Annotated in this window: 19 protein-coding genes; 8 read left to right on the top strand and 11 right to left on the bottom strand. The window is 56.5% G+C overall.

All coding sequences use genetic code 11. From position 1 onward, the window contains the following. Positions 1–241: 241 nt before the first annotated feature. The 4 genes from VFX97_18870 to VFX97_18855 form a co-directional block, all read right to left on the bottom strand. The gene (locus tag VFX97_18870) at positions 242–790 is read right to left on the bottom strand and encodes a GNAT family protein (protein HEX5705269.1); all 549 of its coding nucleotides are present in this window, start codon (positions 788–790) and stop codon (positions 242–244) included. A gap of 118 nt (positions 791–908) precedes the next feature. Further along, positions 909–2150 carry a VWA domain-containing protein gene (locus tag VFX97_18865; protein ID HEX5705268.1) on the bottom strand — a complete coding sequence of 414 codons (1242 nt, stop codon included), beginning with the start codon at positions 2148–2150 and terminating at the stop codon, positions 909–911. Between the two features lie 219 nt (positions 2151–2369). Further along, positions 2370–3476 carry a VWA domain-containing protein gene (locus tag VFX97_18860; GenBank protein HEX5705267.1) on the bottom strand — a complete coding sequence of 369 codons (1107 nt, stop codon included), beginning with the start codon at positions 3474–3476 and terminating at the stop codon, positions 2370–2372. Between the two features lie 303 nt (positions 3477–3779). Further along, entirely contained in the window at positions 3780–4241 is a 462-nt protein-coding gene (locus tag VFX97_18855; GenBank protein HEX5705266.1) for a helix-hairpin-helix domain-containing protein, read from the bottom strand. Between the two features lie 257 nt (positions 4242–4498). On the opposite strand from VFX97_18855, the gene VFX97_18850 reads away from it, so the two are divergent. Together VFX97_18850 and VFX97_18845 are read left to right on the top strand one after the other, a co-directional pair. Continuing rightward, positions 4499–6586, top strand: a complete 2088-nt coding sequence (locus VFX97_18850; protein HEX5705265.1) for a S46 family peptidase — start codon at positions 4499–4501, stop codon at positions 6584–6586. A gap of 437 nt (positions 6587–7023) precedes the next feature. Then, the gene (locus tag VFX97_18845; GenBank protein HEX5705264.1) at positions 7024–7887 is read left to right on the top strand and encodes a class I SAM-dependent methyltransferase; all 864 of its coding nucleotides are present in this window, start codon (positions 7024–7026) and stop codon (positions 7885–7887) included. Here the strand turns inward: VFX97_18845 and VFX97_18840 are convergent. From VFX97_18840 to VFX97_18830, 3 genes are read right to left on the bottom strand one after another with little or no spacing between them, the layout of a single operon-like run. Beyond that, on the bottom strand, positions 7784–8353 hold the full coding sequence (locus VFX97_18840) for a hypothetical protein (protein HEX5705263.1): 570 nt from the start codon (positions 8351–8353) through the stop codon (positions 7784–7786). The two genes, VFX97_18845 and VFX97_18840, sit on opposite strands and share 104 nt — an antisense overlap. A 9-nt stretch (positions 8354–8362) precedes the next feature. After that, entirely contained in the window at positions 8363–8707 is a 345-nt protein-coding gene (locus VFX97_18835; protein ID HEX5705262.1) for a hypothetical protein, read from the bottom strand. A gap of 9 nt (positions 8708–8716) precedes the next feature. Further along, complete coding sequence (locus VFX97_18830) at positions 8717–9181, bottom strand: ferritin-like domain-containing protein (GenBank protein HEX5705261.1); 465 nt, start codon at positions 9179–9181, stop codon at positions 8717–8719. 101 nt (positions 9182–9282) lie between these two features. Here VFX97_18830 and VFX97_18825 point away from each other — a divergent pair, with 101 nt between their 5' ends. After that, positions 9283–9987 carry a hypothetical protein gene (locus VFX97_18825; protein ID HEX5705260.1) on the top strand — a complete coding sequence of 235 codons (705 nt, stop codon included), beginning with the start codon at positions 9283–9285 and terminating at the stop codon, positions 9985–9987. Positions 9988–10106: 119 nt separating this feature from the next. On the opposite strand, the gene VFX97_18820 is transcribed toward VFX97_18825, so the two are convergent. Beyond that, complete coding sequence (locus tag VFX97_18820) at positions 10107–10574, bottom strand: lasso peptide biosynthesis B2 protein (GenBank protein ID HEX5705259.1); 468 nt, start codon at positions 10572–10574, stop codon at positions 10107–10109. A gap of 402 nt (positions 10575–10976) precedes the next feature. On the opposite strand from VFX97_18820, the gene VFX97_18815 reads away from it, so the two are divergent. The 3 genes from VFX97_18815 (at position 10977) to VFX97_18805 (ending at position 16509) form a co-directional block, all read left to right on the top strand. Continuing rightward, positions 10977–11489 carry an RNase H family protein gene (locus tag VFX97_18815; GenBank protein HEX5705258.1) on the top strand — a complete coding sequence of 171 codons (513 nt, stop codon included), beginning with the start codon at positions 10977–10979 and terminating at the stop codon, positions 11487–11489. Between the two features lie 289 nt (positions 11490–11778). Beyond that, complete coding sequence (locus tag VFX97_18810) at positions 11779–13746, top strand: YCF48-related protein (protein HEX5705257.1); 1968 nt, start codon at positions 11779–11781, stop codon at positions 13744–13746. After that, complete coding sequence (locus VFX97_18805) at positions 13747–16509, top strand: tetratricopeptide repeat protein (protein HEX5705256.1); 2763 nt, start codon at positions 13747–13749, stop codon at positions 16507–16509. A 572-nt stretch (positions 16510–17081) separates the two neighbouring features. Here the strand turns inward: VFX97_18805 and VFX97_18800 are convergent. The 3 genes from VFX97_18800 to VFX97_18790 are packed head-to-tail and all read right to left on the bottom strand — an operon-like array spanning position 17082 to position 20898. Then, positions 17082–19103 carry a PAS domain S-box protein gene (locus tag VFX97_18800; GenBank protein ID HEX5705255.1) on the bottom strand — a complete coding sequence of 674 codons (2022 nt, stop codon included), beginning with the start codon at positions 19101–19103 and terminating at the stop codon, positions 17082–17084. Positions 19104–19111: 8 nt separating this feature from the next. Beyond that, positions 19112–20488 (bottom strand): ATPase domain-containing protein, encoded by a 1377-nt coding sequence (locus VFX97_18795; protein HEX5705254.1) that lies wholly within the window; start codon positions 20486–20488, stop codon positions 19112–19114. Continuing rightward, positions 20488–20898, bottom strand: coding sequence for a response regulator (locus VFX97_18790; GenBank protein HEX5705253.1), 411 nt, complete (start codon positions 20896–20898; stop codon positions 20488–20490). The genes VFX97_18795 and VFX97_18790 overlap by 1 nt, the downstream gene beginning before the upstream one ends. A 241-nt stretch (positions 20899–21139) precedes the next feature. Between VFX97_18790 and fumC the strand changes: the two genes are divergently transcribed. After that, positions 21140–22549, top strand: a complete 1410-nt coding sequence (gene fumC / locus VFX97_18785) for a class II fumarate hydratase (protein ID HEX5705252.1) — start codon at positions 21140–21142, stop codon at positions 22547–22549. Positions 22550–22712: 163 nt separating this feature from the next. Further along, entirely contained in the window at positions 22713–23117 is a 405-nt protein-coding gene (locus VFX97_18780) for an Hsp20/alpha crystallin family protein (protein HEX5705251.1), read from the top strand. Positions 23118–23119: the final 2 nt, after the last annotated feature.

Raw genomic sequence — 23119 nt, 5'->3', positions numbered from 1 at the left:
GGGGTTGAGCGCACGGCGCGATACCCCCGGGATCGAGTGCCCATGATTTCTGACCCTGAAGGGGTCACAGAACTGGTCTGGCACCCTTTCAGGGTGCGATTCTAACCGACGATTCCCAGGGGGTCTACGCTTCGCTGCGACCCCCGGCTACTTTCTTGCAACCCTTCGGGTTGCGAATCTAATAGTGGCCCAGGCATGTAACCCTCTCCCTGAGGGAGAGGGAATAATTCGCTCTCTGGTACTAAACTTCCCCGTCAGCCAGCACTTTGAATGCGCCTTCACCCGGCTTGAATTCCTCGCGGTTAATCTCGTATTCCACTACGTCAATCTCGTAGTAACGCGCGTGCTTCACGAAGCGCAGACCCAATTTGTCCATTACATGAATCGACCCCGCATTCAGCGGTTTGGTAATCGCCACGATTCGATCGAAACCACGCTCCTGGAATCCGAACCGTAACGCCGCGCGGGCCAGCTCAGTCGCGTAGCCTTTTCCCCAATGCGCCTTGGCGAGGTGGTAAACGACTTCCGGAGTGCCAAAGAGCGAACGCAATCCGCCAAAGCCGATGAACTGGCCGGTGCTTTTATCAACCACGGCCCAACGTCCGAAGCCGTGCGTCTCCCAATGTTTGATGATGCTTTCGAGGGCGCGTGCGGCCTCTTCTCGACCGGCAGGTTTTCCGTCGCCGACGTACTTGACTACGTCAGGATCGCTGAGCAGGGACGCGAGATGGTCCAGATCGTCTACCCGGATAATGCGCAGCAGCAATCGGTCGGTTTCGATCGTTGACATGTAGCTGCTTACAGCATGTTCTCGCGGGACGACGAGGATGCCTATGAACCCTCCTAAGCTCGCGGACGCTCCGGACAATACTGAATTTGCGAATGTTGAGTCAAACGCAGGCGCGCGTTTACTGCGGGGGCCGGCGGGGCGTCGGTTGCCGAATGCTGTTCGCGGGAGTTGGCGGCCGCGCGGCGGTGCCGGGAGGAATGGCGGTTCTGCCTGAGCGCGTCAGCGCGATGCGCTTATCGGCTCCACCGGGTTGATTCACCACCACCTTGATCGCGCGATATGTCCCGTCGTGAGTCTTGTTCGACGGATCATAGCTAATCACGTACTGAGTTCGTAGATCGCGCACGATTTCATTCGCGATCTGCGGCAACTCAGAAATTGATTGTGGGAAGAAGGCCCGCCCGCCGGTTTCGGTCGCGAGCTTGTTAATCAAATCCGTCGCTTTGCCGCGCGGGCTCTTGCGAATCAGGCCGCGTTCAGCTTCAAGGTCATTCACAAATCCAATCACGTAGATTTGCACATCCTGCTCGCGCAATTGCCTGAACAACTGTTCCTGGGCGTAGTAGCTGGCGCGGTCTTCACCATCAGTCACCACGATCAGCGCGCGACGACGGCGATCGTCGTCTCTGGTTTTCTTGTAGTTCGCTACATGCTCGGCTGCCAGATACACGCCGTCGATGACGGCCGTTTGCCCGCCCTCGATGTACAAAGTGTCGAGGCCATCCATCAGCGCGTCTTTGCTCGAGGTGAAATCCTGGATCGTTTCAATCTTGTCGCTGCTGATGAAGCGCTCGATGAAAGTTTCGTCGCCCGGCTTGTTGCTGTCGATGATCGTCTTGGCGGCGGCAATCACCTGATCGAACACGCCGCGCAGCGATCCGGACGTGTCCACGGCCATGCCGTAAATGACCGGCACTTCTTCCTGGGTGAACGAGAAGATCGATTGCTGTACGCCGTCTTCAAAGACTTTGAATTCATCCTGACGAATGCCGTTGATGGGCCGGTTGTTGCGATCGATGACGCGCACGTTCAGCGTCACCAGATCGGCGTTAATCCTGAGCGTGCTGCCTTCGTCGATTTCCGCGGTTGAAGCGTCCGGTGTGGGCGTCGGTTTCGGTCTCAGGATTGGCGGCGGGGGCGGCGCGCCGAGTTGCGGCGCGATCCGGGTGCCCGGCCCGGTCTGCACGGGAGTCGGCGCCGGTGATGTCGGTGTCGGAGTGGGCGCCGCCGTGGTTGTCCGCGGACGCTCCTGCGCACTCGTCATGCCGGCCACAATTACAGACAGGGTCGCGAGCGCGCTTAACCAAACAACCAGTGTGCCCCGATGAGAGCGAAAATTCTTAAGAAACCAAAAACCCATCAATGAATACCTTGTTTGAATAAAAGACCAATGTCAAACCAATTTCGGGCGTGGGGAAGAGAATGTAAGGATGCGGAAATGGCGAGTCTGCGTTGGCTGAACGGATTTGGAATGAGCCGGCATCGACGGCGCTTTGGATGAATCTGGAACAGGCTCAAGCAGAATCCAAAGCGGCGTCGACGTCCCGACAAAGTCGGGCCTCTGCCGCCGCACTCCAAATTACTTCGGGTTCGCGATCGCGTAGTACCCTTCCCGACTGCGGACGAACAAGCGTGGCAGGCCACGCGGCGCATTCACCTTGACCTTAATCCGGTGCCATTTGCCGTCGTTGACGAAGTTCTTCGGGCGGTAGCCGATCGAGTATTGATGACGCAATTCGAGCGCGATCTGCTCAAAGATGTCATCCATCTCGGCCGGGCTGCGCGGATAAAAGGCCTTGCCGCCTGAGACGCCGGCCAATTCGTCGAGAATGCCCTGGCCCTCCATCCCCAGCGAACTGCCCACGTCGCTGCCACCCAAAATGCCCACTGAGTACAGCACGACGTCCGATTCCTTCAGCACGCGACGCAATTCGTTGAAGGTGTAGCGCGAGTTGTTGTCCTGGCCGTCGCTAATCAGCAGCAGCGCGCGCTTGCCGTGCGTTCCGCGCTGCACACGCTCTACCCCCAGATAACACGCGTCGTACAGCGCAGTGTTGTTCTTCGTCTGGACGAAGGTCAACTTGTCGAGCACGGCGTTCCCGTCACGCGTTCGATCTATTAAGAGCTGCGCGCGGGAGTTGAAGCCAATCAGAAAGTATTCGTCGCGGTCGTGACTGGTTTGAATGAAGTGGGCCAGGGCGTCGCGCGCGCGCCGCACCTTGTCGCCGCTCATCGATCCCGACACGTCGAAGATCACGCCGACGGAAACCGGCGAATCGTCGTCGCTGAAATACGCAATCTCCTGCGCTTCTTTGTTGTCAAAAATCGTGAATGCGTTCTTCGAAAGTCCGGAAACAAACCGGCCGTAAAGGTCTGTGACCGTAACGGTGAAAGTGATCAGGTCGGTGTTGGTGATGACGGGAACCTTGTCGTCAACTTCAGTTCCGGGCTTCTGCTGGGCATCACCGGTTTGCTCTTTTGGGGTTTCTTTGGCCGGCGGGGTCTCTTTCGCGGGCGCGGGCGGCAGCACCGGCTCGACCGTCAACAGCTCTTTGGCCGGTGTCGGAGACGGCTTGGCATCCGGTTTTTTCTGAGCTTTTCCGTTGTGTGATGCGATGAAAGCAGAGAGACAGAAGAGAGCGGTTAGAGAGACGACGGCGAGTGCTGACTGGCGACGCGGCTTCATTAAGAACCCCCGACCTCGGATAAACTTTCCGGCATTCGCTTCGATGAGCGCCAGGACGCGATCAGTTGCGTGTGGGGAAACCAATCTGCCGCTGCCACCGAAACGGAACTCGGTTTGAGCTATTCCACTTTAAAGAGTCTGCGCTGACTTGAAAAAGTTAGGCGCAGGTTCACCCAAAGAACGCTGCGGGGAGACGCTGCGCGATTGCCAGGACAGTCGGCCGATGCGAGGCATTGTAGGACGAGCACCCGCCAACGCGCAAGATGGGACTTGGGACCGGACCAGAAGATGGCCTGTTCTTTGTCAGCGGATCCGTTCCAGGTTCTGCCGGATTCGTTCCGCGGTCTTCGGCCCGATGCCGTCTACCATTTCCAAGCCACCGCCATCGATGAACTTTCGCAGGTCCTCGAGCGAAGCAATCTTGAACTTCTGATGGAACGTGGCCGCGGTTTTGGGGCCGACGCCCGGCAACTCCAAAAGATCGAGCACGGTTTCCGGCGTCTCTGCCGTCAATCGGTCCCACGCGTCGAACGTGCCTTTTTCCAGCAGCTCGACAGTCTTGCCGGCAATCGCTTTGCCCACGCCCGGAATTTCCTGCAAACCCGTGACGCCGCCCTCGGCCGCGATTTCTTTCATCGGCGTTGGCCACGTCTCGATCGCTTCGGCGGCCATCCGGTACGAACGAATGCGAAACGAATCTTCGCCGCGCACCTCCATTAGTGACGCCATGCGATTGAAACGACGGGCAATTTGTTCGTTGGTCATTGGCTGGTGAATCGTAAATCGTGAATGATAAATAGTAAATCGCGTTCCGGCGGGGGGTTGGGGGTTAATACGCGGCACTTATCGGGGCACTAGCCCGACCGTTAGGGAGGGCTCATTGAGTCCCCTTGGAGCCCTCCCTGACGGTCGGGCTAATGCCCCCGGTCGAGACGCGCGCCACTTTCCAAACTTTTCTATTCACGATTTACCATTTACTATTCACCTGCTCCCCCAAACACCGCTCTAAATAAGAGGTCATGATGAGAATCAAGAAGTTCCTGTGTGCGCTGTTTCTGGCGTTGTTCAGCTTACAAGGTTTTGCCCCGCTCGCGATCGCGGATGAGGGCATGTGGACGTTCAACAACGTCCCGCGCGCCGAGATCAAAAAACGATACGGTTTCGATGTCACTGACGAGTGGCTGCGGAAGGTGCAGCTTGCTTCGGTGCGCTTCAACAACGGCGGCTCAGGTTCGTTTGTTTCAGCGGACGGGCTGGTTCTGACGAACTATCACATCGTCGAAGGCATCGTCGGCGAAGTCAGCACGGCAGAGAAAGACTATGCGAAGGAAGGGTTCGTCGCGCGCACTCGCGCCGATGAGATCAAGGCGCCGAGCCTGGAGCTCAACGTGCTGATGTCGATTGAAGATATGACAGCGCGCGTCAATGGGGCGGTGAAGGCCGGCGTCTCAGATGCCGATGCCTTCGCGGCGCGGCGCGCAGAGATTTCGAAGATCGAAGCTGAATCCACGCAGGCGACCGGACTGCGTTCCGACGTCGTCACGCTTTACCAGGGCGCGCAATACAATCTTTATCGCTACAAGAAGTACACGGACGTGCGTCTGGTGTTTGTGCCGGAGTTTCAAGCAGCGTTCTTTGGCGGCGACCCCGACAACTTCAATTTCCCGCGCTTCAATGTCGATATGGCGCTGGTGCGCGTTTACGAAAACGACAAGCCGATCAATCCGCCCAGCTATTTGAAGTGGTCAAAGACCGGCGCGAAGGAAGGCGAACTGGTTTTCGTAACCGGTCATCCCGGTTCGACCTCGCGCTTAAATACAGTTGCCCACCTGCGGCAACTGGGCGAGACCAGCGTTCCCATCATTCTCCGCCTGCTTGAACGCCGCGAGGCGATGCTCAAGAAGTACATGGCGCTGGGCGAGGAACAGACGCGGCGTGCGCAGAACGAACTTAACAGTATTCAGAACAGTTTGAAGGTTTATCGAGGTCAGCTCGCCGGCTTGAAGGGGCGCACGTTGATGGCGCGCAAGGAGGCCGATGAGAAAACGCTGCGTGACTGGGTCGCCGCCAATCCGGAGCGGAAGCAGAACTACGGCGAAGCGTGGGATGCAATTGCGAAAGCTCATCAGACGCTGCCGACATACATTCGCGAGCGGAGGATCTTCGATCAGGCGGGTGGCTTCAATACCACCACGTTCGGTTTCGCCCGCAATCTGGTAAGGCTGGCTGAAGAAAACCAAAAACCGAACGCTGAGCGCCTGCCCGAGTTTACCGACGCGCGACGCGCCTCGCTCGAGCTGGGACTCTATTCTCCGGCGCCGATTTACGATGAGTTTGAAAAGCTGAAGCTGGCGGACTCGCTCGGTTTCATGATCGAGTTGCTCGGCGCCGATCATGCGCTGGTCAAACAGATCATGAACGGCAAGACGCCGGAAGCTCGTGCGGCTGAGTTAATCGACGGCACGAAACTGAAGGACGTTGATTACCGCAAGGAGCTTGCCAAGGGCGGCAAGCAGGCGATCGATTCGTCAACCGATCCGATGATCGTCCTGGCGCGCCTAATCGATGCGAAAGCGCGCGAGATGCGCAAGCGCTTCGAAAGCGAAGTGACCGGAGTTGAACGCACGAACTACGCAAAGATTGCCCGCGCGCGATTTGAGAGTGAAGGCAACAAGGTCTATCCCGACGCGACCTTTACGCTGCGTCTGTCGTACGGCGCCGTGAAGGGCTACATGGAGAATGGCAAACGTATCGAGCCGTTTACGACGCTCGGTGGTTTGTACGATCGCTCTGCGAAGTTCAACGCCAAGTTTCCCTATAACCTGCCGCCGCGCTGGACGGAGAAGAAGTCCTCGGTGAATCTGGCGACGCCGTTTAATTTCGTCTCGACCGATGACATCATCGGCGGCAATTCAGGTTCGCCGACAATCAATAAGAATGGTGAAATCGTGGGCCTGATTTTCGACGGCAACATCCAATCGCTGATTGGCGATTTCCACTACGACGAAACAGATAACCGGGCAATCTCGGTCGATGTGCGCGCGATGCAGGAAATTCTCAGGAAGCTTTTCGACGCAAACCACATCGCGGACGAATTGTTGAAGGGGTAGGAATTCAGGCCGCGGTCAGCCCGAAGGGCTGAAAGAGAGTAGCCGGGGGTTGAGCGCGCAGCGCGAATACCCCCGGGATCGAGTGTCTATTGATTTTGACCCTGAAGGGGTCACAGAACTCGTCTAGCACCCTTTCAGGGTGCCGAATTTGCGCCGACGTGTCCGGGGGTCTACGCTTCGCTACGACCCCCGGCTACTCTCTAGCAACCCTTCGGGTTGCGAACCTGATGAATTAAAGTAAACCCTCTCCCAAAGGGAGAGAGTCAATCACACGTTTGGTCAACAGTTCACCGTCTCTACCCCGACGCGTCGGTGTGCTGCGCCTCGCTCCGAATGACCGCCATACTCCTGTCGGCGATCTCTTGCAGGCAACCGTCAGCGAATTCTCGCGCCGGATAATTCTTCAATCACAAATCCGCTGAAAACATGAATGCTTTGTGATCGGCATTGCGGTTGCTGAACGCTGCGGCGAGATGTTGCCGCAGTTAAGACTCTCGGAATCTTCGACTCCCTACTCAGCCGGGCGTGTAGCTACTCGTCCAGGAACCGTTTTTGATTTTGCCGTCGCACCGTTAGCAACTGCCGGTAATGGCGCAAAGCGCCGTTGGCTGCGCGAACGGCGGCGACGAAAGGTCGGCCGCGCATACGATATGGCTTTGGAGATCGCGCGGGTGATTCCACGTGGATCGGTAGTGCTGGACGTCGGTTGCGGCAACGGCTACATCGCGCATCATCTGTCGGCGCTGCTGGGCAAAGCCGTGACGGGAATCGACGTCGCCGACTCGACGGAAGCGCCGATTTATTATCGGCCATACGACGGCCGTGAATTCCCGGTCCCTGACTCTTCCTTTGACGCCGTCGTGTCCGCATACGTGCTGCATCACGCGCAAGACGTCCACACGATGTTGATGGAAATGAAGCGTGTGCTGCGGCCGGGTGGCGTGGCAATTATCTACGAAGACATTCCAGCGACGGCCTGGGACCGCTTCATCTGCTGGACGCACGATCTGAAATGGCGAAAACGCACCGGCGCTTGCACCTTCCGAAGTGAATTGGATTGGGTAAACGTGTTTGGGTCCGCCGGCTTTCAGCTTATTCGCGAGCGGCAGCTGGCGCGACTGCGGAACCTGACGCATCCGGTTTGTCGGCGCTTTTTTCTGCTGCAAAACCAGCCGTTTTCAGCAGCGGTCGCAAAGATCAGTCGTGATCAAACAGCACGGCCTGCAAATCCGTGTAGTCAGTCTTTGGTTTTGTGCGGCAGGTGTAGCGGACTTCTTTCTTGCTCGTGCCCGGCCAGTTGATGGTGATGCCTTCAATGCTCCGGGCCGGTTTCTCTTCCGCGTTGTAATCGTCCACGACGGAATAGTCAACGCCGTCAACACTGAAATTAATTTCATTCAGGTCAACCAACGCGCGCATGTAGTGGGTGTATTCAAACTTGTGCTGGGTGCCGGTGCGGTCTTTGGGATACTCGAGTTCGATCTTCGCGGGCGAGCCAAATCTGTACTGCACATACCCCGTGTCTCGGGTCAGGTCTTTTGAAGCGCACACCGAAACGATCTTCGCGGGCCGGCGCAGCACACAAGCAAAAATCACGCGTTCGGTTTTCGCGCAAAGCGTGTTGACCTGAAGCGCGCGTAGCGTTGATGTGTTCGGAGACTGCGCCGACGCAGGATTAAGAGCGCCGCGGCCATACAACGCGATCGCTCCGGCACACGCGACCAGCAAACTGAGCACGATCGCCAATCTTGATCCTTGCCTCATCATTGATCTTTGTCAGACACCCAGCCAAAAGATCAGCAGGTTCAAAGCAAAGCAAGCGAGTCCCAAAAGGAAGCATGCATACTGCACGCCCACGATGAGCCAAACGATTTTTATGTCGCGGTCGCCTGATTCGTCCACGCGCCGCACGAACAGCGAGATGCACAACAGCAGGATTGCGGCGATGATGATTGAGGCCCAAAACATCATCCAGCCCGCATACATCAGACCCGATGGCGCGGGTGTGCTGGTTAGTTTCGGCCAGAGGCTGATGCAGACTACCGTCTCAAGACTGATGAGCCACTTGCTCCAGTCCTGAAGCAATCTCATTGACTCGACAGTCCGTTCGGGTCTCGGCATGAGGGAAATTTATTCCGGCTTGAACCGGTGGATCTCGCCCGGCTTGCGCAGCATCTTGTTGACTTCGCCCATGTGCATTTCTTCTTCCGCGATCATTCTGCGCGCATACTCTTCGATGAAGACGGAACGGTCGCGCACGACATCGAGCAAGCGTTTGTAAAGGGCCAGGCCGGTCTTCTCTGCTTCCAAAGACTCGAGCAGAATGTCCTGCACCGAATGCTGTTCGCTCTCGAGCAAGGCGCCAATCTTAAGTGACGGATGCTCGCCGAGATGCGTAACCAGCTCGCCGGCTTCGTTCGCATGCGCCAGGCAGACGTTGGCTTCGCCGCGCAGCCAGCTTACGATCGGAATGCGATTGTGGCCGAAAATCATCAGCGAATAGTGCGTGTAACGCACGACGCCGGCGAGTTCGGTTTCCAAGATTTCATTGAGAAGCGCGACAACGGCTTTCTTGTCGAAGTCCTGCTCTGCCATGATGTCCTCCGCGATGGGTTATGAAGCTGGTTTGTCGGCAACAAGTTAGCACAAGTGCGCGACATTTGCGGATTCGCACACTCCAATTCCGGCGATTTAGAATGACGACGACAATGCGAAGACCGGCAGTACTGATGATCTTGGTCGGCGCGTTCTTGTCCGTGGCGCCGGTTCACGGTTCGACCACGCCCGCGCAATCCACGCAAACGATCATCAAGCTCAGCCAAGCTGAGCGCGCGCTCGTCGCCGGCTCGCGCGATGCGATCGTGCGCAGCGGCATGTCTTCAGCCTATTTCGATCGCCACTTCACGCTGGTCCAGGTTGTAAACCGATCCGGCGATCGACGGGTGGTGTGGAGTTTTTCAGTCAACGAATATGCAACGACTGTTACAGACGTGTTGGGTTACTACACCGCAAACGGCAAGCGCAGTGATACTCACAGCGTCACGGCAACTCTGGGCGTGACTTCCGAGATCAAGCGAACTATTTCGAGAAAGACCGCCGACCGACTTATTCAAAAGTGCATCGGCAGCTTTGCGAATCCTTCCGTGGAGTACCGCGCCTCAGCTAACGGCCCCGCCAGGCTTTTGCTTACCGCCGAAGCCATTCCAAAATTGAGCCCACCGCAAAACGAGGAGCCGCCGAAGAACTCGCCGAAGGCGCAGGTGCAAACCGACATGGACGTGATTAGAGATAAACGCAGAAACCCGCCTCCTATCATCGTCGCGTCCATCGACCTCGAATCCGGCAAGTGCACCAAGGGCGAATTGCTGGCAGGCCCGAAAGTTCCCGCCAGCCCATTTTAAGGAATCTGTTTTCGGGAGATAGTTACCGAAGAGTGGCACAGACTCTTGTCTGTGGTTCTTCCTAATATCACTGACTGAAGTCTGTGCCAGTCGTCTTCATAAGACGCTCTTCGTGTCAGTTAAGAGCTGGCGAGTACTGCCAGGTCGCCTTCAAACTGTTGATCCGATGGGAACGAGTAGGTAACCGTGTAGGTGGGCGGCGAGCTTTCCAGGATTGGCTTCCCATTCAATTCCAGCCACGCATGTCCTTTCAATTCGCGGTCGGCATCTTTTCTTACGCCGAAACGAATTGTGGTGGCCACGCCGGCCAGCGCTAAGTACCGGTGCAGCACCGTCGCGCGTTTCCAACAACTCGGTTTGAAAACAAAGACGTTGGATTCAAGCAATGCGTCGATCGCCGATGAGAACTGAACTGGATCGACGTTGGTCGATTTCTGCCGGACCTCTGTCGAAACGATCTGGAGCGCGCGGGATAGCGGCAATAGTCTCGCCAGCATCGAGAGGACAACAATCCACCCCGCCATCCGCGCCAGCAGACAGGCTCGCGCCGGATCGCGTGTGGTCAATTGCAGCGCCTGCAGAATCATCGGCGGTATTCTAGGGTACGTGCTCCCTTGGGACTAGTTTCGGTATGGCAGCGGGTGGCCTTTGACTCGTCGAGCTGCGAAGCAGCGGTCTTAGTTAAGCCCAAGGGTGATGCTTTGCGAGCCTTTGGAAACAGGCCCTTTTGATTAGCGGAGCCCGCGAAGCGGGCGACATCTCAGTCTCGGGTTAACGTTTTTATTTTCGAGGCAGAATCAACTCGACTGCCCCGTTGAGGATTGGTCGCCGCTTCGCGGCTCCTACAAAATTCTGTTTGCTGGTAACCCAAGGCTCGCAGAGCCTCGCCTTCGGCTTAGCTACAACCGCTGCTTCGCAGCTTGTAGCTACATCCTACGCTTTCCAATCTCACTGCAAAAACCGTTCAGGCCGTGTTAGGCTCGCGCCGGATGGAACCTGAGAGCGATCGACGACCAGCAAAGCAAGTGACGATCTTCTGCGACGGCTCGAGCCTCGGCAATGGCCGTGATGTGGCGCGCGCGGCGGGGGTGGCTCTGCTCGGCTTTAAAGGTCTTTGGCGCGCGTTTGGAATTTACCTGGGCAAAGCCACTAATCAACAGGCCGAGATCGCCGCGGCTGCGCTGGGCCTGGAAGCTTTGAAAGAACCTTGCCGCGTTCGTCTGCACACGGATTCGAAGTACGTCGTTGAGACGATGAGCGGCCGCTTTCGCCGCAAGACGAATCACGATTGGTGGAAGCGTCTGGATGAAGCCGCCGAGCGTCATCAGGTTGAGTGGCAGTGGTCTCAGGGTCACGTCGGCCACGTGATCCAGGAGGCGGCCGACAAAGCTGCGCGTAAGATCGCGGCGCTCGGCCATGTCGAGCCCGCGGTGTTGCAGGATGCCGTGGACAAGATTGGCGTCATTGAGCCGGAAGAGGCCGATGACGAGCAATTGTTCTAGTTGCCTCCCTTTGAGGCTGACAATCACCCCTGTAGAAATGCCATCCCCTGCGGCTTGGCCGCAGCACAGTGCGGTAAGCCTGCGGCTTACCGGCTAGTAATATACTCACTCTTCCGCCGAGGCTGAGCCTCGGCGTGAAAGAATAAACTCAGGCGAACCGGAAAGGCATAGCCTTTCCGCACTGTGCTGCGCCAGAGGCGCAAATCCCGCAATCCCGTTGAGTCTCGCTTTCCATCGCCTCCGAATCTATAATCGGCGTTAATCCCAGGCGTCACTTAAAGCTCAAAACGTGAACGGATTATCGGCAAAAATCATCACGGGTTGTTTCGTCGCGCTCATCGTCTTTGCGGGGGCAGCAGTGACGAGCGCTCAATCCGCTGATCGTGGATGGGAATGGCAGAACCCTCTGCCGCAGGGCAACGCGATCGCGGCCATCAGATTTGCCAAAGATCAGCGCCACGGATGGGCGGTCGGATCCGACGGAGTAATTCTTTACACAACTGACGGCGGCTTTTCATGGGCTAGCCAGCGCACCCGCATTGTTACGACGCTGAGCGGACTGCACGTTTTCGATCGCCGCCGGGCGATTGCCGTCGGCGCGCGCGGCACGATCTTACGCACCACGAACGGCGGCAAGCGTTGGACGCAAGTCCCGGTGCCGACGAAGGATCATCTGTACTCAGTGACATTCGCGGCTGACGATCCGGCGCGCGGATGGGCCGTCGGAACTTACGGGGCCGTGGTCGCGACGACGGATGGCGGCCAGACCTGGTCACCGCAACTCAGTTCCACGCGCGCGCACCTCTTTTCGGTTTCATTCACCAACAGGACGACAGGGTTAGCAGCGGGTGAACGCGGCACGATCTTACGCACGACCGATGGCGGGAAGAACTGGAAAGAGACCGTGCGGCTTGGCCCGCAGCCTTTGACTGGCGTCACCTTCATTACTCCTGAACGCCCCATCGCCGTCGGTTACGGCGGTCGTGTGTTGTTGAGTGATGACGGCGGCGCCACCTGGGAGCCTCTGGACATTGGCATGAAAAGCGATCTGCTGACGGTCTACTTTTCTGATCAGAAGAACGGCTGGATCGCCGGTGACAACGGCGTCGTGTTGAGCACCGGTAACGGGGGAAGGCTCTGGATTCCGGCAAGCATTCGCACCAACCCGCGCCTCGTCACGATTTATTTCTCAGACGCGAACACGGGATGGGCCGCCGGCGGTGACGGTCTGGTCGTGCGCAGCGATGATGGTGGACTGGGTTGGGAGCGTCTGACCGAAGGCGGACGCGACGACATCGGGGACATTTTCTTTGCCGATGACTCGCGCGGATGGGCCGTCGGCGCGCGCGGAAAAATTCTGGCGACTTCGTCAGGCGGGAAAAGCTGGACAGTAAGACCTTCGGGAACGCGCGAGCGGCTGAACGCGGTGGCTTTCACCGACGCGGCCAACGGTTGGGTCGCCGGTGATCACGGCACAATTCTGCGCACGTCGAATGGCGGCATCGTGTGGCATAAACTCGAAACGGGAATTCCCGAAGACCTCACCGGCCTTTGGTTCGTTTCTCCAAAGCTTGGTTGGGTGGTCGGCGCTCGCGGCACGATCATGCGCACCGAAGACGGCGGCGAAACCTGGCAAGGGCAGCCTTCGAAGACCCGTGCCTGGCTGGAAGACGTGACCTTCTTTGACGCGAAACGCGGTGTAGTCGTCGGCTCAGGCGGCACCATCATGCGCACCGAAGATGGCGGCAACTCCTGGAAGCATATTGATCTCAACTTGAAAGAGTGGCTGTATTCAGTGGCGTTCGCCGACGACAAAACCGGCTATGCGGTCGGTGAAAAAGGAATCATCCTGCGCACTGATGACGGCGGAGTGAAGTGGAAAGATCAGGAGAGCGGCGTCTCGAGCAACTTGTTCGCAGTCTCAACAGCGTCACGCGACGACGCGATGGCTGCCGGCGATCACGGTCTCGTGCTGGCGACCAAAGACGGAGGCGTCGCGTGGGCTTCGCAACCGACGATCACCAGTACCTCTCTGTTTGCGGTGGCGTATCACGGCGGGTCAGACACCTGGATTGCGGGCCGCGGCGGCGCCATCCTGCGACGCACGACTTCATTGGCCACGGTGAGTCTGCCTTCTGCCAAGTTGCCGCCTCTGCTTCGCGGCGGCCGCTCCAAAGTAAAGAATGAAAATACGGAAGGCGATCCCGACGACATCCCTCGCGCCGTCCGGCCGCAGTTAAAACCGCAGAAGCCTTGAATGAATATGTCCCCTGAACCTCACGACTCAGTAGAAGTTTTTTATTCCTATGCTCACGAGGACGAGAAACTTCGCGACGAACTGAAGAAGCACCTCTCCAATCTCAAACGGCAGGGCGTAATCACCGACTGGTATGACCGCGACATCTCCGCCGGCAAAGAATGGAATGAAGAGATTGAGAAGCACCTGAATTCAGCCAAGGTGATTTTGCTTCTCATCAGTCCGGACTTCATGAATTCGGACTACATCAATGCCGTAGAAGTGAAGCGGGCGATGGAAAGACATGAGGCTGGAGAAGCTCGGGTCATTCCCGTGGTTCTTAGACCGGTGGATTGGCAGGGCGCGCCATTCAGAAAACTACACTCGCTTCCAAGCGATATCCGACCGGTGACGCTTTGGCCGAATCAAGACCAAGCCTTTCTTGACGTGACTAAAGGCATTCGGAGAGCGCTTGACGAATTGTTCGCTCCTTCAGTTGGCACACCTGCAAGCTTGGATATCCCCAATCCGCCCAAGGTTGGGTTTATCTCAAGAAGAGATCGAGAGAACCAAGACTTTATCGAGCGCGTGTCTCAAGAACTGAGGCCAGGAAAAAACCACTTGGTCGTGTTGTGGGGCGCGGGTGGAGTTGGCAAAACGGCGATTGCAGCTGAGACAGTGCGCGGACTAATTGAGACCTTTGCGGGACGAATTGCATGGGTCAGCGCTGACGGGCTTGAGAGTTTCAGTTTGTCGACATTGCTCGACGGTATCGCGACTCAGCTGGGCGATTCAGATCTGCGAAAGCTTCCTCTAGAGCTAAAGAACGAACAAGTGCGGGATCTGGTCAAGTCGACTCCAACCCTCGTGGTATTGGACAACTTTGAAACCATCGACCTTTCCGAACAAGCGCATTGCATCGACTGGCTGGGCAAACCAGCTCCGTGTACCGCGCTCATTACCACGCGTGACAAGATTGAAGAAGCCCACGATATTCCTATAGAAGTCATGTCGGCGAAAGAGGCCAGTAACCTCCTCGACCGATTGATGGCCCAGACCCACGAGGTGGGAGCTTTTGCCAACCTCGATCGCGCTCGATTAATTCAAACTGCCGAAGCTAATCCGTTGGTCCTACAATGGATTGTCGGACAGATTGATCTCGCGCAAGATCCTGACGAGGTGTTAGATGACTTACAACAAGGTGAAGGTAAAGCAGTCGAGCGCGTTTTCAATCGCTCTTACAACCTAAAACAGTTAGACAAAGGGGGCCGTGCTGTTCTGCTGGCACTTTCCCTGTTCGCGCCGAGCGCTAGTAGAAAAGCAGTGGCTGAAGTCGCCAACTTTGGAAAAGAAAGCGACAAGAAAAAATTCCGGAACGCCGTAAAGAGCCTTTCAGCTCTCTGGCTCATTCACACAACAGATGAAAGCAAACGGCTGGCTATCGAAGGGTTGACTAGACAGCTCACCAAAGCCCGCCTCGATAGCGACCCCAGGGGTAAGTCTTTTCGCCCACGCTTTGTCAGTCGGTTTTTGCGCTTCGCCGAGTCTCACCGAAAGCCAACGGGTGAAGATTACAATGAGCTGGAAGCGGAAAAAGATAACTTGTTGACGGCTACGGATTTGGCCTTTTTGCTAGGCGACGGCATAAGTGTAATTCAGCTAGCTTATGCCATGGCTTTGCCAAGCACTGGCATGCTATCTGTGCGTGGTTATTGGGATGAGGCGCTGGCAGTCAGTAAACTCGCATTAACTATGGCTCGGCGCTCAGGCTCCGAACATCAAATAGCCTCGTGGCTAAACAATGTCGCAGGCTCGTATTATAGGCGTGGTGACATTCGCGCAGCGCGCGAGCTTGCAGACGAAAGCCTCGCGCTACAAAGAAACCTCGGCAATAAGCTAATACTAGGTCAGATTTTGCACAACCTAGCGATTATCGCTCACAGTCTTGGCCAATTCGATGAAGCACGACGACTATGCCAAGAAAGCAACGCGGAGAGCCGGAACAACCAAGGGGAGACTGCGTCAACTATACATTTGCTAGGCTTCATCGCGTACGATAAAGGTGAATTCAAAGATGCGCGACGGCTATACGAAGAGGGTCTCGAGATCGGGAGACGCTTCGGTGACGAAAACGCCATCTCTAGTTGTCTGTACGGTCTCGCTTTGCTCGCGCGGGACCAGGGTGAACCTGCCGCCGCGTCCCAATTCAGTAAGGATTGCCTTGAAATCAAACAAAGATTGGGAGATCAAATCGGTATCGCTTACTGCCTTCATACTCAAAGCTTGCTCGCATTTGACCAAGGTAATTTCCCCGAGGCACTGCGTCTTTGTAATGACAGCCTAAACATCGCACAAAAACTCGGAGATCAGTCTGTTATCGCCAACGACTTACATCAGTTGGGTGTTCTCCAAATTGCTGGCTCTGATTACCAAAGAGCTGAAAAATCACTTCAAAGAAGTCTTGAGTCGCTAAAGAGGCTTGAAAATCCGGTGGGTTATGCGGAGTGCCTGGAAACGACGGGCCATTTGAAAACGGCCCAGGATCAATTGGCGGCTGCCGAAGCCTTATACACTGAAGCTTTGGAAATTGCCGAGTCTCTAGGCCTTCAGTTCAGGAAAGCAAGCGTTAAGCATTCGTTAGCGAAGCTGGCCGATAGGCAAGGAGACAAAGCAAAAGCAACGGCCTTGCTTCAAGCCTCACTAGCGACCTTCGAGAAGCTTCGTTCGCCAAAAGCAGAGAATGTACGGCGAGACTTGGAAAGACTTTCAGGGCGACCTTCCTAAGTGCCGTAGGCACGGAATGTTTATAGGCCGAAGTCATCCCCTTGATTCTAATGAGCCCATTTATGGGCGGAAGAACATGTCGCTCCTTCGGAGCTAACCCATCCTTTTAATCGACCGGAAACTATAAACATCTCGCTGCTCCGCAGCGAAAATCATCCGCGTTCGAAGGTAAAAGGCGGGCGGTAGCCCGCCTCTAAACGATCCTCGGTTTCGTTCTCGCGCTACGCGGCGACTGGCGGGCGGTAGCCCGCCTCTAAACGATCCTCGGTTTTGTCCTCGCCCGACGCGGCGACTGGCGGGCGGTAGCCCGCCTCTAAACGATCCTCGGTTTCGTTCTCGCGCTACGCGGCGACTGGCGGGCGGTAGCCCGCCTCTAAACGATATTCCGGTTTCGTCCTCGCCGCTACGCATTAACGGGCGGGCAGTAGCCCGCCTCTAAACGATATTCGGTTTCGTTCTCGCTGCTACGCAGAAGAGACGGTCACGCGCGGCGCGACCTGAGAAGAAACCACAGAAGCTTACCGGCACGATACTCCGGCATGCTGCACGCCAGCGGCGTGGCCACCAACCACTCACGCCGCCTTCGTCAGTCTTTGCACTGTCCGTAGAAAACGATTGATGTCGATCGGCTTGGTCAGATGATCGGCGAAGCCTTCGGCCTGGGCGCGCGTGATGTCGTGGGAACGACCGTAACCGGTCAAGGCCAGGGCCGGCAGATTCACACCCTTATCCAGTCCACGGATTTGCTTCAGCAACTGATAACCATCCATCTCCGGCATTGAGATGTCAGAGATGATTAAATCAAAACTGCGCTCACCGGCGATTTGCAGCGCTTCCCTCCCGCTACCAGCTGACTCAACGAGGGCGCCTTCCAGGGTCAGGAGTTTCGTCAGCATGTCGATCGTGTCGCGCGAGTCATCCACAATCAAAATCGACTTGCCCTTAAGGAGTTCCGGTGAGGTCATGGCGTTCGCCATCACGACGCGGTGCTGTGTCTCATACAATGGAACAGTTACGGTAAACGTTGTCCCCTGACCGAGGCCTTTTGAATCGACGCTCACATGGCCGTGATGTAATTCGGCAAGTTGTTTCACCAACGCTAAACCTATCCCCAGACCACCCTGCCGGCGCACACTGCTGGCATCACCCTGCCGAAAAATTTCGAAGACGTGCGGCAGGAAATCACTTCCGATTCCCTGTCCCGAATCAGAGACGGTTAACTCGGCCTCATTGGACACGCGCTTCACTCCGATACTCACCTTGCCGCCGGCTGGAGTGAACTTAACCGCGTTGTTCAGAAGGTTCCAGGCAATCTGGCCCAGGCGAATCGGATCTCCTTCCACCACTACGTCAAGTTCGATCGCCACTTCCAGCGAAATGTCTTTGTCATTTGCTTCCTCGCGCACCGTGTCGATGGCGTCGGTTAAGATCGTCGAAAGCGAGACCGGTTGGAATTCCAGCGACAGCTTACCCATCTGTAGTCGCGAGAGATCCAGCAGATCAGAAACCAGGCGCGTTTGCGCCAGGGCGTTACGCCGGATCGTCTCAGCCGCTTTAATCACCAGCTCGTTATGACGCGTTTCCTTACTGCGCAGCAGGATTTCCGCATAGCCGACGACGGCGTTCAGCGGATTGCGTAACTCATGCGAGAGGGTCGCGAGAAATTCATCTTTCAGCCGGTTGGCTGCTTCAGCTTCAGCGCGTGCTGCGTGCTCGCGTTTGAGAAGTTCATCGCGCTCAGCCTCAGTCTTTTTACGTTCGGTAATGTCCCGGGCAATTTTGGACGCGCCCACGACCACGCCTTCATGGTTCTTGATGGGAGAAATGGTGAGCGACACATCGATTAGACTTCCGTCTTTGCGTTGGCGCACAGTTTCGAAGTGATCCACCCGCTCGCCGCGGCAGATTCTCTCGATAATCAACGTTTCTTCGTTCAGGCGATCTTGCGGCAGCAGCATGGTGATGTGCCGGCCGATAACTTCGTCGGCTGAATAGCCAAACACTCGTGACGCACCTTGATTCCAACTTTGAATAATGCCGTCAAGATTTTTGCTGACGATGGCATCGTCTGAGGATTCGACGATCGAAGCGAGATGCCGCCGCGCGATTTCGGTCGCGTCGCGCAGGCGTTTGGCCTCGGCTGACTCAATTTCAAAAAGGCGCGCGTTCTGTAACGCGATTGCCGCTTGATCTGCGATCGCCGACAACTGCCACTCTTCGTCGGCGTCGAGGGGGCGGCTGCGTACCACGGCAAGCATGCCGTTGACGGCGTTGGTCGCGATGACCGGCACGGAAACCATGGCCTCGTCCGGCGCCACAGCGAGTGCTTCGTGCAACTTCCGCACCGCGTCTTCATCCATCGAAGCGGAAAACTCTTCGGCAAACTTCGGCGCTGTTCCGCGCGCGGCGCGCACGCGAAAAGTCCCATCTTTCTCGACCAGCAGAAGTACGCAGGCCCGCGCCTCGACCAACTGCAAGGCACTTTCGACGATGATGTCGAGCACCTGATCGAATTGAAGCGAGGTGGTGATCGCCCGGTTAATTTCCGCGAGTCGCCCGGAAGGAGTTTTCTTTGCAGGCCCCGGCTTGTCCATAATGCTTGTTACCGAATCCCTTCGATCACCAAACCTTCATTGGTGATGTGAATTTCGTGTTCGTGACCATCGTGTGCGCTGCCGCGAGTCTTGATAATTCGCAGCGTCCGTTTCAGTTCGGCGCCGGGTTGAAATCTCAGCAGCAGGAGGTTGTCACTCATGTTCGAAACCTGTTGGTCGCTGATCCCTTGGACTTCAAAGAGATGAGCGAGCTCGTACGTCATGAAACAGGTTACGTTTTCGACGGCGAACCATTGCGTCAGCGCATAAATCACATTCGAGAATCGCTGCCGATCGACGCTGGTGCGCTCCAGATCGCCCAGCGCATCAATCACCACCCGCTTCACTTGCCCGCTGCGAATGCGCTCAAACAGACGCGCCGCGATGCGATCCAGCTGCATCTCGACGGGTGACTGGTACATAATTTCAAAGCCGTCGTTAATAAGTTCTTCGACCGGCATTTGCATGTTTCGCATTACCCGAGTGAGTTGGGTGGGGTTTTCCTGAAAGCCAAGATAGATTCCCGGCTCGCCTTTGCTCACGCCGGCACGGAGAAACTCCAGCGCCATGATCGTCTTGCCCGATCCCGGCGGCCCGGCCACCAAAGTGGTGGTGCCGCGCCAGAAGCCCTCGGCAATCATTTCGTCCAAACCCTGAATGCCGGTGTTGACGCGCTCAGGCCGCGCCGTGTAATCGGGCACCACCGGCGGGGTGAGTAACCGCGGAAAGAGTTCCAGGCCCTCAGACGTGATGGAAAATGCATGCAAACCTGAAGTTGATTTCGAAGCCCGCAACTTTTCCACGCGCAAAAATCTTTCCTCACGCACGTTCGTCGCCAGCTTGAGCATTTGAATCACGACATCGCCGATCGCGAACTCGGGAAGTTCGGTCATCATTGCTTCTGAGTACTCGCCGATCAAAAAGCTGGTGCACTCATAAGTGGACAGGACCGTGGCCAGATCAAATATGAGGTTGCGACGCTGCGGTTGCTCAATCAACTCGTTGAGGGCCTTGAACGAATCGATAAAGACGAACTTTGCGCGACGCGCGGCGAGCATATCACCGACGATCTCCGGCAACTTCTCGATCCCCTGCTCGCGTAACATCAGGCCCAGATCTTCATAGAGAACCGAAGTGCCGACTTTCTCTTGATCAAAGAATTTATATCGCTGCCCGTGCACGATGAATTTTTCCAGCGGCTCAGACATTGTTGTCAGGTAGAGCGCGGGCGCATCCACCGTGGCGTTGCGAAAGGCAATCTGCTCGGCGAGGATGGTTTTTCCGGTGCCCGGAGATCCCATAATGACGCTGATCGTATTCTTCGGAATGCCGCCGTACAGCACTTCATCCAACCCGGCGCATCCGGTTTTAATCTTGTCCGTCATTAATTTTGCTCTCCGGCCGCCGCCTGGTGGCCCATTTCTTCGATTAGCTTCGCCACCGTTTCGATTAGACGTTCTTCATTTAACGGCTTGATCAAAAACGCGTCCGCGCCAGCTTCGCGCGCCCGCTGTTCAGCGTGCAGGTGGCTGAAGATCAGCACCTTCGTTTCCTGTGTTACCGGATCCGCCTTGAGCTGACGGCAAAGGCTCAAGCCATCGAGCTTCGGCACCAGCACCTCGGTCACCAGAATTTTCGGGCGTAGTTCGCGTGCGCGCTCCAACGCCGTGAGGCCATCGGCGGCAAACTCAACGCCATAACCGGCCTGTTCCAGGAGATATTTTTCGAGTCGCTGAACGAGCGGATTCCGCTCAACTACCAGAATCAGCGCATTCCTGTCCGCAAGTGTATTCATCATCGGGAAGACACAAATGCTCTTATAAGGGGAACCGATATTGGGGAACCGAGAATTGGCTTTCAGGGAAAGTGCTGTAAGTTTTTATAGCAAACCGCGCACCGAGACACAAGGTGGTGGTCAGCAAGGTACGCACGCCTCTGGCGTGCAGGCATGCCGGAGGCATGCGTACCGTATTAGCCGCGCGCCAGTGTACAATTGTGTGGGTTCGCCGCGCAGTGCGCTCAATTTAGCCACGCATATGACACCAAAAACGGAACAAGCGAAATCCGGCCTTCGTACCGAAACCGATTCGATGGGCGCGATCGAAGTGTCCGCGGATAAGTATTGGGGCGCGCAGACGCAGCGTAGCTTGCTCCACTTCGATATCGGCGACGACGTGATGCCACGCGAGATGATTCGTGCCCTGGGCATCTTGAAGAAAGCCTGCGCACTCGTGAATCAGGATCTCGGGAAGCTCTCGGCCGACAAAGCGAAGCTAATCGCGCAGGCGTGTGACGAAGTAATCGAAGGCAAACTCGACGAACATTTTCCTCTGCGTGTCTGGCAAACCGGTAGCGGCACGCAGACCAACATGAACGCCAACGAAGTGATCTCGAACCGCGCGATTGAATTAGCGGGCGCCGAAAAGGGTAGTAAGAAACCGATTCATCCGAACGATGACGTGAACATGTCACAGTCGTCGAACGACACGTTCCCCACGGCAATGCACATCGCGGCCGCCGAGCAGATGAATAAGTTAGTGCCGCGGGTTCGAGAAATAGAAGCGGCCATCGATGCGAAGGCCAAAGAATTTAAGGACGTGGTGAAGATTGGCCGCACGCATCTTCAGGACGCCACTCCTTTGACCGTTGGCCAGGAGATGTCCGGCTGGGCGAGCTTAATCGAGCGCGACATCGATCGAATGAATGCGACCTTACCGGGACTGTACGATCTGGCCATTGGGGGCACGGCGGTCGGCACGGGCTTGAACGCGCATCCGGAATTTGGCGAACGCGCGGCCAGGAAGATCGCGGAGCTAACCGGCCTCCCGTTCAAATCGCATCCGAACAAATTCGCGGCGCTGTCAGCGCACGATGAAATCGTTTTCTGTAGCGGCGCGTTGAAGACTCTGGCGACGTCTCTCATGAAAATAGCCAACGACATTCGTTGGCTGGCATCGGGGCCGCGTTGCGGGCTGGGCGAATTGATCCTGCCTGAGAACGAACCGGGCTCATCAATCATGCCCGGCAAAGTTAATCCTACACAGAGCGAAGCGATGACGATGGTCGCCGTGCAGGTGCTGGGCAATGACACGGCAATCGGCATCGCCGGCTCGCAAGGTCACTTTGAGCTGAACGTATTCAAGCCCGTCATCATTCACAATCTGCTGCATTCGATCCGCTTGATCCACGACGCGGCGCACGGCTTTGTCGAATATTGCATCAACGGCATTGAATTGAACCGTGAACGCATCGATGAAAACCTGCGCGACTCGCTAATGCTCGTCACGGCGCTGAACGAACACATCGGTTACGACAACGCCGCGAAGCTTGCCAAGCACGCGCACAAAAAAGGCATCAGCCTGCGCGAATCTGCGATCGAGCTTGGCCTGCTGACCGGCGAACAGTTTGACGACTGGGTTAAGCCCGAAGAGATGACGCATCCTTAAAATGCCGTCCGTGGTCAGTTGTCAGTTGTCAGTTGTCGCTAGTGTGAAGGCCACTGACAACGGACGACGGACAACTGACGGTTTATCCCAACCTGACTTTCCTCGCGCCAACCCCTATAATCCACCCAACCCCTTTTACGTCTGAGGTTTTGTCGACGCTGATATGTCTGGCGGATCGTTCGATCAATTCTTTCGCGATACTGGCGACTTGCGTCACCGGCGCCCGTCGGGACGGCTGTGGAACCCGGCGGCTGACGTTTATCGCACGCAGGATGGTTGGCTGGTGAAGCTTGATCTGGCCGGCGTCAGGTCCGACGACGTTCAGATTACGCTTGATGGCGATCTGCTGCGCGTGAGCGGCCTGCGCCGTGACGGTTTCTGCGGCGAAGGCATTTCGCATTATCAGCTCGAGATTACTTACAGCCGCTTCGAGAAGCTGATCCAATTCCCCTGTTCGATCGAGAAAGCGACCGTCGAGCGCGATTATCGCGATGGCTTGCTGCTCTTACACCTCTACGAAAACGAAGAATGCCGCGAAGAACTGAAAAGCCGCGCCGCGCGTAGATGATC

The sequence above is a fragment of the Pyrinomonadaceae bacterium genome, assembly GCA_036277115.1.
Lineage (GTDB): Bacteria > Acidobacteriota > Blastocatellia > Pyrinomonadales > Pyrinomonadaceae > UBA11740.
Note: the sequence above shows the minus strand (reverse complement) of the source record. Positions and strands in the feature narration are given on the sequence as shown.

What these genes read in the sequence shown, in the direction of transcription:
- VFX97_18870 (HEX5705269.1), bottom strand. Translation starts at nt 790, where the DNA reads ATGTCAACGATCGAAACCGACCGATTGCTGCTGCGCATTATCCGGGTA.
- VFX97_18865 (HEX5705268.1), bottom strand. Translation starts at nt 2,150, where the DNA reads ATGGGTTTTTGGTTTCTTAAGAATTTTCGCTCTCATCGGGGCACACTG.
- VFX97_18860 (HEX5705267.1), bottom strand. Translation starts at nt 3,476, where the DNA reads ATGAAGCCGCGTCGCCAGTCAGCACTCGCCGTCGTCTCTCTAACCGCT.
- VFX97_18855 (HEX5705266.1), bottom strand. Translation starts at nt 4,241, where the DNA reads ATGACCAACGAACAAATTGCCCGTCGTTTCAATCGCATGGCGTCACTA.
- VFX97_18850 (HEX5705265.1), top strand. Translation starts at nt 4,499, where the DNA reads ATGAGAATCAAGAAGTTCCTGTGTGCGCTGTTTCTGGCGTTGTTCAGC.
- VFX97_18840 (HEX5705263.1), bottom strand. Translation starts at nt 8,353, where the DNA reads ATGATGAGGCAAGGATCAAGATTGGCGATCGTGCTCAGTTTGCTGGTC.
- VFX97_18835 (HEX5705262.1), bottom strand. Translation starts at nt 8,707, where the DNA reads ATGCCGAGACCCGAACGGACTGTCGAGTCAATGAGATTGCTTCAGGAC.
- VFX97_18830 (HEX5705261.1), bottom strand. Translation starts at nt 9,181, where the DNA reads ATGGCAGAGCAGGACTTCGACAAGAAAGCCGTTGTCGCGCTTCTCAAT.
- VFX97_18825 (HEX5705260.1), top strand. Translation starts at nt 9,283, where the DNA reads ATGACGACGACAATGCGAAGACCGGCAGTACTGATGATCTTGGTCGGC.
- VFX97_18820 (HEX5705259.1), bottom strand. Translation starts at nt 10,574, where the DNA reads ATGATTCTGCAGGCGCTGCAATTGACCACACGCGATCCGGCGCGAGCC.
- VFX97_18815 (HEX5705258.1), top strand. Translation starts at nt 10,977, where the DNA reads ATGGAACCTGAGAGCGATCGACGACCAGCAAAGCAAGTGACGATCTTC.
- VFX97_18805 (HEX5705256.1), top strand. Translation starts at nt 13,747, where the DNA reads ATGAATATGTCCCCTGAACCTCACGACTCAGTAGAAGTTTTTTATTCC.
- VFX97_18800 (HEX5705255.1), bottom strand. Translation starts at nt 19,103, where the DNA reads ATGGACAAGCCGGGGCCTGCAAAGAAAACTCCTTCCGGGCGACTCGCG.
- VFX97_18795 (HEX5705254.1), bottom strand. Translation starts at nt 20,488, where the DNA reads ATGACGGACAAGATTAAAACCGGATGCGCCGGGTTGGATGAAGTGCTG.
- VFX97_18790 (HEX5705253.1), bottom strand. Translation starts at nt 20,898, where the DNA reads ATGAATACACTTGCGGACAGGAATGCGCTGATTCTGGTAGTTGAGCGG.
- fumC (HEX5705252.1), top strand. Translation starts at nt 21,140, where the DNA reads ATGACACCAAAAACGGAACAAGCGAAATCCGGCCTTCGTACCGAAACC.
- VFX97_18780 (HEX5705251.1), top strand. Translation starts at nt 22,713, where the DNA reads ATGTCTGGCGGATCGTTCGATCAATTCTTTCGCGATACTGGCGACTTG.